The following is a 12,680-nucleotide window of genomic DNA, read 5'->3' on the forward strand; positions in this document are numbered from 1 at the left end:
ACGTACAAAGACTTGGCCGACGCGGCCTTGATGATGCTGGCCGTTCCCGAGGCCTTGGCCGGAGGAGCGTTCTTCATGTACTTATTTCCAAAGATTATGCAAGGCTGGGATGCGCCGCCGATGGATTTCAGCGTCGCGGTTTGGGTCGGCTTCATCGCCTGCTTTGGCATGGCGACCGAGACCGGCATCATCATGTTGGTCTATTTGCGCGAGGCCATCGAAAAGCGCGGCGGCCTGGAAAACATCAAGTCTCTCGAAGAGCTGCGCCAGGCCGTCATCGAAGGCGCCGTGCATCGACTGCGCCCGAAATTGTTGACCGAGGGCGTGGCCATCATCGCGATCTTTCCGATGGTCTTTGCCAAAGGCGTCGGTGGCGAGATCCTTGCGCCGATGGCGCTGCCGGTCCTCGGCGGATTGCTGATCTCGGACGAAGTTGTGGATCTGTTCCTTCCCGTTCGCTTCTATTGGGTTCGGCGCGCCCGCTGGCTGAAGTTGCACGGCAAGTCCGAATCCCCCCACGATTTGCCGGCCGCCTCGCAAACGGAAGCGACGATGGAGCACGTCGCAAACTGAGCGCCATGAAGAGCGAATTCTACGTAGTTGCTCGCTACGTGCGCTCCCTTGCGGTGGTGGCAATTGCGCTGAATTGGCTATGGGAAATGTTGCAAATGCCGGCGTACGTCGAAATGGTCGGCCCAGACTGGGGCAACACTGCATGGCGCTGCACGGGCGCGACCTTGGGCGACGTAGCAACCACGCTCGGAATCTGTCTCGCCGGCGCGTTGTCTGCCGGCACGCCGCGGTGGGCACACCGGCCTTCATGGAGTACTTGGGCAGCTGCGTCCTTCATGGGGGTGATGATCCAGAGCATTTATCGACGGCTGAAAGAGAACCGCCAACTGCCCGTGGACTTGCGACAGTCGCCGTTTAAAGTGGTCTACGCAGCCTCCTGTGAAGTTCGCAATTCGAGCGTCTACGCGACGTTACCATTGGGCAGGACCGGCGTCACCAGATTGCGGCATCAAGTACGACCGGCATGAAGGAACAATTGCCGAGGGCCACTTTGCGGCTTCGACACGTATGACTTAAGTGGCTACGGATCAGTAGTTTGCAAAAAATGACGCCGACCGTTCCGGGTCGTAGCCCCGACGGTCGTAGAGCAGCGTCGTGGACGGGTCGGCGTGGCCGGCGGCACGCTGCACGTCTTCCAGGCTGGCGCCGTTGTCGAGCGCGGTCGTGATGAACGTGGCCCGCATCGAATGTGCCGAGTAGCCGCGATCCAAGCGTATCTGGCGGGCGCAACGACGCAGAACGCGATCGATAGCGTCCGATGCGAGGCACCTGCGAGGGTCGTCCTGTTTGTCGTTGGCGCGAACGGGTCGGAACAACGGCCCGTCAAGATCCGCAGCGTGGCCGACGACCGCGAGGTAATCGCGAACTCGCTGCACGACTTGCGGATGGACTGCGATCGAGTCGCGCTTGCGGCCTTTGCGGGTGACCCAAATCGCATCGAAGCCGCGATTCTGATGCACGTCGCCGACGCGCAGGGCCGCAATTTCGGCGCGACGCAGTCCGACTTGAAATCCAACGGCCAAAATCGCTCGGTCGCGGAGTCCTTGCACGGTGTCGAGCGGCGGCGCATCAAGAATCGCACGGGCTTGCTGCTGCGAAAATGCCAAGGTTTTGCCTTCGCGGCGATTGATGCTGGGCCGCTGGATATCGCGAACCGGATTGGTCGCCACGGCGCCGTAATTCACGAGGTGCGTGAACAGACTCGACAGAGCAGCGAGCCGACGACGAATCGTCGAAGCTTCCAAGCCTTCGCGTTCGCGCATCGACGCTTCCCACGCCAGTACGGCCCGATGATCGGCGCGGCGCAACTCGTCGAGTGTCGCAATTCCGAACGTCTTCATAAAATGTCTCACGTCGCGGCGATACGCCTCGCGCGTCCGCTTACTCCGTAGCTTACCCAGCCAGATTTGTTCCTCGGGCACGGCAGCCAGTGCCGAGAGCGTGGCCGCCGCCGGTGAAGAATTGACAGAAATCTCGATCACTTCCGTGCTCGACTCGGTTAATTCTTGATCCAGTTCGTGATCCTTCGGCAGCACGCGATAATCCTGTTTATTGCGTGCTCAGCGTGCCACAGAAGCGGCTAGATTGGCAACTCGATTGCGTCACCATTTTAGAGCGGATTCGAGAAGGAAGGGATTCGTCACTTATCGAAAAGCGAGTGACCTTCCCCACTATCTACGCTGATCCGGCGTGGCAGTACGATAACGAATCCGCCCGTGGCGCTGCAGCACGACATTACTCGACCATGTCAGTCGAGCAGATTTGTAAGGAGCCGGTACGCAAGCTGGCCGCGAAGAACGCCCATCTCCATCTGTGGACGACGAACGGCTTTCTCCGAGAGGCTTTTGCCGTGATCGACGCCTGGGGATTCAAGTTCAAATCTTGCTTCGTGTGGGTGAAAGACGGAATCGGCACGGGCAACTATTGGCGGGTCTCACACGAGTTTCTGTTGCTCGGTGTGCGAGGGGGCCTTGCGTTTCGGGATCAAACGCTGGGAAGCTGGATGCAGGCACCTCGTTCCGCACATAGCCGGAAGCCGGGCAACATTCGGACGCTCGTGGAGAGGGTCAGCCCAGGCCCATACCTGGAACTTTACGCGCGTGAAGAACTGCCGCACTCCGCCTGGACGGTTTACGGAAACCAAGTGGAACGACGTCTGTTCTAAAACGCTCCCGGAGCAAAGCTGAGGCAATCTTTAACTTCGCCCCTGCACGAGCATCGACCGATTCAAAATGGGTTAAAAATGCCGATCGAAGCGACTAAATGATGGCCCGTCCGGCCGTTATTCGCCGATTGAAGGAAATACGGGATTTAAGGCTGGTCGAGATGGCCCACTGCTTGCCGATTGCCAGGGGTGGCCCTAAACTCAGGATACAGGTCGCAGTTACCGCCAGTGAATCACATGTTCCGAAACTGCTTAACTGCCGTGCTGCTTATGGGTTATTTCGCCTGTCAAATGGCGAAGGTGCCCCATGCGCACGCGCACCAGGCAGCGGACCATGATCTTCGCGCCCATATGCATTGGGATTGGTGTGGGGGCCTACGTGCTACCGACGAGCCAGCGATCACAGATTCGCATGCTCATTCCGGGCACGAGCACCATAGTCACCACCGCGGTCATTCGCACGAGCATCCGCCGGTCGCCCCAACGCCCGCCGTTCCCGATAGCACGGACCATGATTCGACTTCTGTCTACGTGCCGTATTGCGAGCACGTGAGCGTGACCGCGTCGCCGAGTTTCTCGACCTGCGGTGAATTGACGACGGTGCCTGCCGCCGGTGACTACTTCACCAGTACGGCTCCGCCGCCGTCGCCTGCCTTCCATGCGCCACCTGAGGACCACCTCGTACGCGGCTGCGCGCTCATTTTGAGGCTGCGGACTCTCCGCATCTGATAGTTCTTTCGCGGAGCGTGCGCGCTTCTCGCGCTCGTGCTTTCGGCGCGAATCGTGTGCTTTAATGGCACGCCATCGCGATACGAATTCCATTGCGGAAGGACCTCTCATGTCACGTTTATTGAGCCGTGGGCTTATTGTAACGGTATTTCTTGCCGCCTTAGTCGGCGGTGGGCTGTATTTGTGGTCGCAGCAAGGCGAATCTGGCGCAACGCCGGAGGCCGCCGCGCCGGTTCCCCCGGCCGAGCGTCAAACCGTCCGTGTCAGCCCACAGGCGCTCAAGAACCTGGCGCTTGTGGCGAAGCCACTTGCGCTCACGACGTATTGGCGGAAGATTGACGTGCCAGGCATGATCGTCGATCGACCGGGCGTCAGTGATCGCGGCGTCGTCGCTCCAGTAGCGGGCATCATTACCAAGATTCATGCCTATCCAGGCGATACCGTCGAGCCAAACGCGCCGCTGTTCTCGATGCGGCTCGTCAGTGAACAGTTGCATGCCTCGCAACTGGAATTGTTCAAAGCAACACGGGAAATTGAAAACGCCCAGGCTCAGATTCAGCGACTTTCCAGCTTATCGCAGTCTGGCGCACTGGCCCAATCGCGAATCATCGAAATCGAAAACCAGGTTCGCGTCCTAGACGCGACGGCGCAAGCCTACCGGCAAGACCTACAGGCGCGCGGACTCGCCGTCGACCGGATCGAGGCCGCGGCCAGCGGGGAGTTCGTCACGGAAATCACGGTCAAAGCGCCAGGCGAACAGGCACTTCGCGTGGCGGAAATCGCGCTTGCGTCGGCCGTGGACGAACCCCAGAGACTGCCCTTCAATTTCGAACTTCACGAACTCAAGGTAGAACTTGGACAGCAAGTCGGCGCCGGAACCGTGCTTTGTACGTTGGCCGATCATCGAGCGCTCTTGATCGAAGGCCGCGGCTTCAAGGACGACATGCCGCTTATTCAGCAAGCGGTACGGGAAAATTGGGACGTGGACGTGGAATTCGAACAGCGGTCGGGACCAACCTGGCCTGCCGCGCCCACCAAGTTCCGCATTCATCACGTAGCGAATACGATCGACACCGAAAATCGGACGTTCGCCTTTTATCTGTCGCTCGAAAATCAATGGCAGGCGTACGACCGTGACGGCGAGACGCGGCTGCTGTGGCGTTATCGCCCGGGCGATCGCGTGCAACTGCGTGTGGCGGTGGATCAGATGAAGGACGTGTTTGCGGTGCCGCGAGACGCCGTGGTGCGCGACGGACCCGAGGCCTATGTGTTTCGCCAGAATGGCAACCTGTTTGACCGCCTGGCGGTGCATGTCCTGAATGAAGACCAGCGCGAAATCGTGCTGGCGAACGATGGCACGCTCCGTCCCGGGTTTTACATTCCCCAGAACGCGGCGGCATCCTTGAACCGAGTCTTGAAGGCGCAGGCGGCAAGTGGAACGCCGGCGAATGTGCATGTCCATGCGGACGGCACGGTCCACGGCGCACACTAAGAAGGAACTTCGATGCTTAACGCCGTCATTCGCTTCGCCTTGCGCTACCGCATGCTGGTGGTCGTCCTTAGCTTGACGCTGCTGGTCTACGGTTCGTATCTGGCGACGACGCTACCGATTGACGTGTTTCCCGACCTCGATAGACCGCGCGTGGTGATCATCACCGAGTGCCCAGGGCTGGCGACCGAAGAGGTTGAAACACTGATCACGCAGCCAATCGAGATCGCGCTCTTGGGAGCGAGCGGCGTGCAGGCCGTGCGAAGTCAGACTACTGCCGGACTGAACGTGATCTATATCGAGTTTGACTGGACGACCGAGGTTCGCGCCGCGCGGCAGACCGTTCAGGAGCGATTGTCGACGCTGACAGGCGTGCTCCCGCCCGGCATTCTGCCCCAAATGACGCCGCCCACCTCCATCATGGGACAAATCGTGATCGGCGGCATGTATCGGCAGACCGGGCCAAGGGGAGGCGTCCTTGCACCCGTCGGTAGGGACGGGATGATGGCGGAGTTGACAGAAGATCGTGAGGGCCAGGCGAGTCTATCGCTTTGGCAGCCGGTCGACCGACATCGGCTTGACACTTGGAAGCCGATTTCCTTCGAGCATGCCTTATGGGAGCAGCAGAACGAGGGAATGCGGGAACGTCGCGCCTTGGTCACGATCGCAGGCCAGTCGCAGGAAGTCGTATTCGCTCCCTTTGAACTGGAACACATGTCAATCCGCACGACTGCCGACTGGGTCGTTCGCCCGCGGCTATTGAAGATTCCGGGCATCGCCGAGGTATTTATCCAGGGCGGCGACCGCAAGCAATACCAAGTGCTGGTCGACCCGGCCGCCCTGTTGGAATACGACGTCACGTTGCAAGAAGTGGAAGCGGCGCTCCAGGCCAGCAACATCAACACGAGCGGTGGCTTCGCAGTTGAAGGGGAATCGGAACGGCCGATTCGCGTCTTGGGGCGACTGGGTCCCGGCGACCAGCGAGTGTTGGATGACCTGAGCATCGTACCTATTCGCGACAATCCCGAGCGACCCGTGTTACTCAAGCAGGTCGCCCGGGTCGTCGAAGGCCCGCAATTCAAACGAGGCGACGGCAGCGTCAACGGGCGGCCGGGCGTGGTCTTTACCATCGCCAAGCAGCCGCATGTCGATACCAGGGCGCTAACCGATCAAATCGAGGCGGCGCTCGCGGAAGTCGAGGATTCGCTGCCAGCCGACGTGGTGATCAATTCGGACTTGTTCCGGCTGAAGAACTTCATCGATCGCGGGATTTTCAATGTCGCCGAGGCGCTCGTGATCGGCGCAACGCTGGTGCTGATTATCCTGTTTTTGTTCTTGCTGAACTTTCGCACCACATTTATCACGCTCACGGCGATTCCTCTCTCGCTCGTGATTACGACCCTGGTCTTCCGCCTCATGGGCTGGTTCACCGGAGCGCAACTCTCCATCAACGTAATGACGCTCGGCGGCATCGCGGTGGCCATGGGGGAACTCGTCGACGATGCGATCGTCGACGTGGAAAACATCTTTCGCCGGCTCAAAGAAAACAATATGCGGCCGCGACCGCTGCCGCCGTTGCGGGTCGTGTACGAGGCCAGCAAGGAAATCCGTAGCGCGATCGTCTTCGGCACCGCGGTGGTAATTCTCGTCTTCCTCCCATTGTTCGCGCTCTCCGGCGTCGAAGGGCGGTTGTTCGCGCCCCTCGGCATCGCCTATATTGTCTCAATCTTGGCGTCATTGCTCGTGTCACTCACGGTGACACCGGTCTTGAGTTATTATCTCCTGCCGCAATCCAAGGCGACGCATCGGGAAGGCGATGGTGCCCTGTTGCGAACGCTCAAGTGGTTTGGCGGCTATTTGATTCGCTTCAGCATGGCGCACCCGCTGCCCCTACTGATCGCCACCTGGGCGATGGTTGCCCTCGCTGGCTGGCAGCTCGCCAACCTGGGGCGCGACTTTCTGCCGCAGTTCGACGAAGGGAGCGTGCTCGTGAATGTCACGCTTCCGCCGGGTTCTTCGCTCGACGCGTCGAATCGGGCCTCGGCGTTGATCGACGCCAAGTTCCTGGCCATGCAGCAATCGCCGAAGAATCCTGACGGCGAAGTGCTCCATTTCGTGCGACGCACCGGAAGAGCGGAACTCGACGAGCATGCGGCGCCCGTCAACGCCGGTGAATATATCGTGAGCATCAATCCCGAGGCCCACGAAGGACGTGAGGAGATGCTGGCCAAGCTGCTGGCGGAACTGCGCGAGGAGGTACCAGGGGTCGACATCGAGGTCGAGCAACCGCTCGCACACTTGATCAGCCACATGGTCTCCGGCGTCTACGCTCAAATCGCCATCAAGATTTATGGCGACGATTTGGACACGTTGCTCGCCTCGGCCGAACGCGTCAAAGGCGTGATTCAGTCCGTACCAGGCGTGACACCTCCGGTGATCGAGCCGGTTCGCCAATCTGAGGAACTCCACATCCGTTTGCGTCCGGACGCGTTGGCTCGTTACGGCGTGACTCGGGCCTATTTGGCGCAAGTATTGCAAACCGCGTTGCAAGGGGACGTCGTCTCCCAGGTGTTGGAAGGACAGCGTCGTTTCGACCTGCTGGTGCGCTTAGAAGAACGCTACCGCACCGACTATGCCAACCTGGGACGACTGCGAATCGATTTGCCGGGAGGACGCGGCCAGGTGGAACTGGCCGCGCTTGCCGAAATCGGCCAAGGAGTAGGTCCTAACGCGGTGAATCGGGAAAATGCTCGCCGGCGAATCGTGATTCGCTGTAACACGCAGGATCGTGACCTGGCGAGTGCCGTGGCGGACATCCAGGATCGTGTACGCAACAATGTTGCCTTACCTGAAGGTTACTTCATCGAGTACGGCGGGCAATTCGAAAGCCAACAGCGCGCCACGACGTTGATTGTGCTCTTGGCGGGCGTTTCCGTGGTCGGGATGTTTGTCGTGTTGATGTTGCTCTATCCCTCGGTGCGGATCGTGCTGCAAATCTTAAATGCCTTGCCGACGGCGTTCATCGGCGGCGTGCTAGCGCTTGTGTTGACCGGGCAGACGCTGACGGTGGCTAGTCTCGTCGGCTTCATTTCGCTGGGAGGGATCGCCGTGCGCAACGGGATTCTCCTGGTGACACACTACTTCCACCTCATGAAGGAGGAAGGAGAACCCTTCACTCCAGAAATGGTGTTGCGCGGCAGCCTGGAGCGGCTCGCACCGGTGCTAATGACCGCGCTCACGGCCGGCATCGGCCTCGTGCCGCTGGTTTGGGGTGGGCAAGAACCGGGACGAGAGATTCTCTATCCGGTGGCAACGGTGATCTTGGGCGGCCTGGTGACGTCGACCTTTTGCGAGTTCCTGATTCACCCCGGTTTGTTTTGGAAGTTCAGCGGGCAGGATGCCGTCCGCTTGGTCCAGTCGCAGGATGCGGAAGAGGACCTCGGCGCTCGGGAACATGGGGTTCCCGCGGCTGCGACCGTTTGATTCGACAACGTTACGCTCTTGGAAAGGAATGAACTCATGTGGCATCGCATTGGTTACGTCGCGCTCTTGGCGGCCGTCAGCGCCCTCCCGCTCGGTTGCGGGAAGGCTACTCCGCCAGCGGACTCAGGTTCGACGAGCGAAACAGCTACCACGGACGGGGAATCCCCGTCGGAAGAGGCGGCGCAGGATCATCACGGTTCGGCGCCGCACGGCGGCACCATCGCTGAATGGGGCGACGGGAACTATCACATCGAGTTCACCGTCGACCACGACAAGAAGGAAACCGTCGTTTACATCCTCGGCGGCGACGCGAAGACGGCATCGCCAGTCAAGGCGGACAAGGTGATCTTGAGCATCAACGAGCCGGCCTTCCAAGTGGAACTCTCGCCGCAACCGCTGGAAGGCGAGCCGGAGGGCACGTCTTCACGCTTCGTCGGCAAGCACGACAACCTGGGCCTTGTCCAGGAATTCGCCGGTACGATCAGCGCCGCAGTGGACGGAACCCCGTACGCCGGGGAGTTCGCCGAGACCGCCGAGGGGCATGTTCACTAACTCATGGCGACAGTGGTCGAAGGAGACCAAGATGGGATCAGCCTGGAATGTAGCGCGTGTGCTGCTCACGGCGGCGATTGTCGTCGCAGTCGCGGAATTGTCGAAGCGATTCCCGCGGGCTGGTGCGCTCTTGTTGTCCCTGCCGATCATGAGCATCTTGGCCTTCATCGCCGGTTGGTTTCAACATCATGACCTGCCAGCGCTCTCCCGCCTCGCGCGGGAGACGTTGGTCCTGGTGCCGCTCGGGCTGCCGTTCTTCGTGCCCTTGGCTTTCGCGGAACGGCTTCGACTTGGTTTCTGGAGCGCGATGGGCGCGGGCGTCATCTTGGCGACCGCTACCATCGGCATTTGGTTGTTCGTTACACCTGCCCCAGGTAGGTGATCCACGCGGTCAATTCAGGAAGAATTGTCAGATTGCTCGCCGATCTTAACTGAGACGGAACGCGAGCGTCGACGGGAAAAGGAGTTCCTGCATGCGAGTCGATCCAGCACAATTGCCGTTGACATTGCGCTTCACGGCATTCGTCGCAAGTCGTACAGCCTTCCTATTGTGCGTATGTTGCGGCCTGCCGCACGTGTCGTCGGGAGCTGAGCCCCCTCAGGCCAGCTTCGTCGTGCCGCGGACGGCGGCAAGGCGATTGACGACACCGGAGCAAGTCCCCGTCCCGCCGCCGCGGCCCGGGATGGATTTGACGACACTCGAACAGCTCGCACTGGCAAACAATCCTTCCATTGCGCGAGCCGCGGCGCTCGTGGGCGCGGCCCGCGGCAATTGGATTCAAGTCGGGCTCCGGCCAAATCCATCAGTCGGCTACGAGGGGCAACAACTCGGCAGTGGAGGTCTGGCGGAGCAACAGGGCGTTACAGTGAGTCAAGAGTTCGTTCGCGGCGGCAAGCTCCGCTGGAATCGCTCCGTGGCCGCCAACGAAGTCCGCAAGGCCGAACAGCAACTTGCGGCGCAAACGCAGCGTGTGCTGACCGATACGCGGAGCGCTTTTGCCGAAGCACTATTGGCGCAGCGGCAAATTGACCTGTCGTTGGAACTTGCTCGCATTGCGGATCAAGGATTGAAGACCGCCACCGACATTGCGAGAAGCCTCGAAGGCAGCCGTGTCGATGTACTGCAAGCCGAATTGGAAGCAGAAAACGCCGGGATCATCGTGCAAGACGCACGGAATCGCCACCATGCCGCATGGCAAAGTCTAGCCGCTGTCGTCGGTCAACCGACGATGCCGCCGCAAGCTCTAGCGGGAGATGTATACGCCGCGCCTCGTGCGTTTGATCAACGAGAAGTGCTGACGCTTCTACTCTCTACCAGCCCCGAGATCGCTACCGCAGCCACCGAAGTTGATCGCGCGCGCGCAGCGGTGGGCCGTGCGCGCGTCGAAAGGCAACCGAATGTCGCGGTGCAGGGATTGATGAATTGGCAAGACAATGGCATCGGCGGCAAGCCGGACGGTGCCGTGGGCGTGTCGGTACCGATTCCCTTGTTTGACCGCAATCAAGGGGGCGTGATGCGCGCCCAGTACGAGCTGGCGGCGTCTGAACGCGCGTTCTCACAACTCGAACTCGACCTGCAAGAGCGACTTGCGCCAGTGTACGAGCGCTACGCGAATGCGCGGTATCGGGTCGACCGCTACCGTTCGAATATTCTTCCCCGCGCCGCGGAGTCGCTGGACCTAACCGGTAAGTTGTACGCGGCGGGTGAAATCAACTTCGTCAGCATATTGACGGTGCAGCGCACGTTCACTCAGACGAACTTCAGCTACCTTACGGCGCTTCGCGAGCTTCGCGTCGCAGAGGCCCAGCTGGATGGTTTCCTGCTGTCCGGGAGCCTTCGCTAGTCAAGAGTGCAAGTCTGCGCACCGACGCCGAATATGGATTGTGAGCTAGTGGAAGCTCACTTCAACGTCAGACTAAGTTTCGCGTAACGCATTCACGATATTTGTGCTTGCTGCTTGCCAGGCGGGGATCACTCCAGCTACCAAGCCCACCGCGATGGACACCGCGAAGCCGGTGGCGGCTAAGTAAGGTGACGGGCGGAAACCAATGGCGACGCCCTCGGCACCGATGGCGAGTCCGCCGAAGGCCAGGCCTAGGAGCGCGAGCGACGTGCCAAGCAGTCCGCCGACGGTGCAAAGGAGAACGCTTTCCGCCACCACCAGGCGGAACACTCGGGCTGGACGAACGCCGAGGGTCTGCAAGACAGCATGTTCTTTGACGCGATCCTGAACTGCCATCACCGTGGTTGTGGCGACTAGCGACAGCACCAGGCCGACGCAGGCAAATCCGAGCCAATGAGCGAAGCCGATCAAATCCACGAGGTCCGCGAGCGTGCTGACCTGAAAGGCTCCCTTTGAACGCGTGGTCGTTGCCACGGGTCCGGAGCGAAGAGCCGCATCAATCGCCTTTGCCACGGATTCCGGATCGGCGGTCGGCGTCAGCGTGACCTCATGCTGCGTCACCAGGCCCGCCGCGTTGCCGCCCGCGGCAAGCTGAAGGAAATCAAGGTTCGTGTAGATCAAGTTTTCTTCGGCCGGCACCGGCGATGAGAAGATTCCGGCCACCTGGACCGACATTTCCCCCACCGAAAACGGCGCTCCCACCGTCAGTCCGCGGCGCTGAGCCACGTTACGCCCCACCAGCGCCCCGTCGCGCCGATTGGCAAAGGATTGCCAGTCCCCCCCACTCAACACAAGTTGCGAACGGTCTTGCAACTGCCTGGCCGGGGCGCCATTGAAAACGATAATGTCCAGACTTGCGCGGCAGTTGTTGGTCCAGACTTGCACCGGCATGACGTCGCGAACGCCTGGAATTTTGCGAATCTGTCCGGCATAGTCGATGGGAAGTTTGCTGCTGGCCGGGCAGAAGCGGTTTTCTTGAAAGACGATTAGCGTGCGCTGCGATTGCTCGTCCGCCGTGAGGCGTTCCAGGCCTTGCTGCACCGATCCGACGAAGCAGAACACGAACATCGCCACGGCTGCTCCGGTCACCGTCAACAAACTGCGTGCGCGATGTCGCCAGAGGCTCTTGAGGATATAGGGCAGGAATGAAAGCATTACTGTTGCTCGCTGGGGAGATGAGGCTAAACCGACGTCGATGCAGCTGCTTCTACGACGCGCCCATCGTCGAGGCGGAGTCGCCGGGTCGCAAGCGACGCCACCCGTTCGTCGTGGGTGACGAGCAGCATCGTCATCCCCAGTTCCCGGTTGAGTCGCTTCAAGAGCACTTGGATCTGTTCACTGGATTTGGCGTCGAGGCTTCCAGTCGGCTCGTCGGCCACGACGATCGTCGGATTGGTGACGATGGCCCGCGCGATTCCCACGCGTTGTTCCTGCCCGCCTGATAGTTGACGAGGGTAGTGGTCGGCCCGGTCCATCAGCCCGACGGCCTCCAGGGCGATTTCCACTCGTTTTCGCCGCTCTGCCGCTGACATGGGCAGAAGCAACGTCGGAAGTTCCACGTTCTCGTAAGCGGTTAGCACGGGGATGAGGTTATGAGTTTGGAAGATGTATCCCAGGTGCGCCGCGCGCCAGTCGGCGAGTTGTGCCCGGGTGAGTCTAGTGATCTCCACACCGTCGACGACAATGCTGCCGGAATCGACTTTGTCGATGCCTGCGACGACATTGAGCAAGGTGCTTTTACCGGTTCCACTTGGACCCATCAGGGACACGAAATCACCGACTTCAA

At 60.4% G+C, this 12,680-nt stretch carries 12 protein-coding genes; 8 read left to right on the forward strand and 4 right to left on the reverse strand.

The genetic code is table 11. The features are described 5' to 3' along the window. Both SGJ19_05685 and SGJ19_05690 read left to right on the forward strand, forming a co-directional pair. The coding region (locus SGJ19_05685; GenBank protein ID MDZ4779723.1) for an efflux RND transporter permease subunit at positions 1-573 on the forward strand (573 nt) is incomplete at its 5' end. Between the two features lie 5 nt (positions 574-578). After that, positions 579-1,040, forward strand: a complete 462-nt coding sequence (locus SGJ19_05690; GenBank protein ID MDZ4779724.1) for a hypothetical protein — start codon at positions 579-581, stop codon at positions 1,038-1,040. A gap of 60 nt (positions 1,041-1,100) precedes the next feature. Here SGJ19_05690 and SGJ19_05695 read toward each other — a convergent pair whose 3' ends face one another. Continuing rightward, complete coding sequence (locus tag SGJ19_05695; protein ID MDZ4779725.1) at positions 1,101-2,108, reverse strand: tyrosine-type recombinase/integrase; 1,008 nt, start codon at positions 2,106-2,108, stop codon at positions 1,101-1,103. Positions 2,109-2,230: 122 nt separating this feature from the next. On the opposite strand from SGJ19_05695, the gene SGJ19_05700 reads away from it, so the two are divergent. Further along, a complete protein-coding gene (locus SGJ19_05700) occupies positions 2,231-2,737 on the forward strand; it encodes an MT-A70 family methyltransferase (GenBank protein MDZ4779726.1) in 507 nt (168 codons plus the stop codon). 375 nt (positions 2,738-3,112) lie between these two features. Here SGJ19_05700 and SGJ19_05705 read toward each other — a convergent pair whose 3' ends face one another. Then, positions 3,113-3,250 (reverse strand): hypothetical protein, encoded by a 138-nt coding sequence (locus SGJ19_05705; GenBank protein MDZ4779727.1) that lies wholly within the window; start codon positions 3,248-3,250, stop codon positions 3,113-3,115. 325 nt (positions 3,251-3,575) lie between these two features. Between SGJ19_05705 and SGJ19_05710 the strand changes: the two genes are divergently transcribed. From SGJ19_05710 to SGJ19_05730, 5 genes are all read left to right on the forward strand, one after another. Then, on the forward strand, positions 3,576-4,958 hold the full coding sequence (locus SGJ19_05710; GenBank protein ID MDZ4779728.1) for an HlyD family efflux transporter periplasmic adaptor subunit: 1,383 nt from the start codon (positions 3,576-3,578) through the stop codon (positions 4,956-4,958). A gap of 12 nt (positions 4,959-4,970) precedes the next feature. Next, positions 4,971-8,438 carry an efflux RND transporter permease subunit gene (locus tag SGJ19_05715; protein ID MDZ4779729.1) on the forward strand — a complete coding sequence of 1,156 codons (3,468 nt, stop codon included), beginning with the start codon at positions 4,971-4,973 and terminating at the stop codon, positions 8,436-8,438. Positions 8,439-8,474: 36 nt separating this feature from the next. Next, positions 8,475-8,990 (forward strand): hypothetical protein, encoded by a 516-nt coding sequence (locus tag SGJ19_05720; GenBank protein ID MDZ4779730.1) that lies wholly within the window; start codon positions 8,475-8,477, stop codon positions 8,988-8,990. Positions 8,991-9,021: 31 nt separating this feature from the next. Then, a complete protein-coding gene (locus SGJ19_05725; protein ID MDZ4779731.1) occupies positions 9,022-9,372 on the forward strand; it encodes a DUF3147 family protein in 351 nt (116 codons plus the stop codon). Positions 9,373-9,463: 91 nt separating this feature from the next. Continuing rightward, positions 9,464-10,834, forward strand: a complete 1,371-nt coding sequence (locus SGJ19_05730) for a TolC family protein (GenBank protein ID MDZ4779732.1) — start codon at positions 9,464-9,466, stop codon at positions 10,832-10,834. Between the two features lie 72 nt (positions 10,835-10,906). Here SGJ19_05730 and SGJ19_05735 read toward each other — a convergent pair whose 3' ends face one another. After that, positions 10,907-12,049, reverse strand: a complete 1,143-nt coding sequence (locus SGJ19_05735) for an ABC transporter permease (GenBank protein ID MDZ4779733.1) — start codon at positions 12,047-12,049, stop codon at positions 10,907-10,909. A 26-nt stretch (positions 12,050-12,075) separates the two neighbouring features. Beyond that, positions 12,076-12,680: ABC transporter ATP-binding protein (locus tag SGJ19_05740; GenBank protein MDZ4779734.1), on the reverse strand; the 605-nt coding region annotated here is incomplete at its 5' end.

The sequence above is a fragment of the Planctomycetia bacterium genome, from assembly GCA_034440135.1.
In the GTDB taxonomy this organism is placed as follows: domain Bacteria; phylum Planctomycetota; class Planctomycetia; order Pirellulales; family JALHLM01; genus JALHLM01.

Bases quoted from the DNA above. Each gene is read 5' to 3' on its own strand.
- SGJ19_05690 (MDZ4779724.1), top strand. From the start codon at position 579: ATGAAGAGCGAATTCTACGTAGTTGCTCGCTACGTGCGCTCCCTTGCG.
- SGJ19_05705 (MDZ4779727.1), bottom strand. From the start codon at position 3,250: ATGGTCCGTGCTATCGGGAACGGCGGGCGTTGGGGCGACCGGCGGATG.
- SGJ19_05710 (MDZ4779728.1), top strand. From the start codon at position 3,576: ATGTCACGTTTATTGAGCCGTGGGCTTATTGTAACGGTATTTCTTGCC.
- SGJ19_05715 (MDZ4779729.1), top strand. From the start codon at position 4,971: ATGCTTAACGCCGTCATTCGCTTCGCCTTGCGCTACCGCATGCTGGTG.
- SGJ19_05720 (MDZ4779730.1), top strand. From the start codon at position 8,475: ATGTGGCATCGCATTGGTTACGTCGCGCTCTTGGCGGCCGTCAGCGCC.
- SGJ19_05725 (MDZ4779731.1), top strand. From the start codon at position 9,022: ATGGGATCAGCCTGGAATGTAGCGCGTGTGCTGCTCACGGCGGCGATT.
- SGJ19_05730 (MDZ4779732.1), top strand. From the start codon at position 9,464: ATGCGAGTCGATCCAGCACAATTGCCGTTGACATTGCGCTTCACGGCA.
- SGJ19_05735 (MDZ4779733.1), bottom strand. From the start codon at position 12,049: ATGCTTTCATTCCTGCCCTATATCCTCAAGAGCCTCTGGCGACATCGC.